At 46.7% G+C, this 555-nt stretch carries 1 protein-coding gene; it reads left to right on the forward strand.

What is annotated here, in order from left to right; all coding sequences use genetic code 11:
* The coding region (locus HC175_RS16890) for a helix-hairpin-helix domain-containing protein (RefSeq protein ID WP_445326498.1) at window positions 1-555 on the forward strand (555 nt) is incomplete at both ends.

A 555-nucleotide genomic window follows, 5' to 3' on the forward strand; every position in this document is an offset into this window, starting at 1 on the left:
GTCTTTACCTTAAATATTATTTTCCGCTGGAATTTATGGTAGCCTGCCTCAACAACGGCGGCGGATTCTACGATGTGGAAACCTATATTCAGGAGATCCGGAAATGCGGCGGAAGGATACATGCGCCCTGTATCAACAAAAGCGACCACCACACGGTGATCTGCGGGAAGGACATTTACCTGGGGCTGGGCTATATTAAGGAGCTGGAGATAAAAGTGGTGCAGCGCATTTTAGAGGATCGCAATTTCTTCGGAAGCTTTAGATCCTTTGATGATTTTATCGACCGGGTGCCCATTTCCATTGAACAGCTGAGTATCCTGCTGAAGATCGATGCCTTCAGGTTTACCGGGGTAGATAAACATCACCTGCTGTGGAAAGCCTATTTTAAACTGAATAAGGGAAAGACCGCTACAGGACAGGCGTTGCTGTTTAAACCGCCCCACCGGGATTTTGACCTGCCGGAGTTGTCACATTCTTTTCTTATTGATGCCTATGATCAAATGGAACTGCTGGGCTTCTCCCTGCATGATCATTTTAAATTACTCAGGCCGGAAT

Source organism: Salinimicrobium oceani, assembly GCF_012037645.1.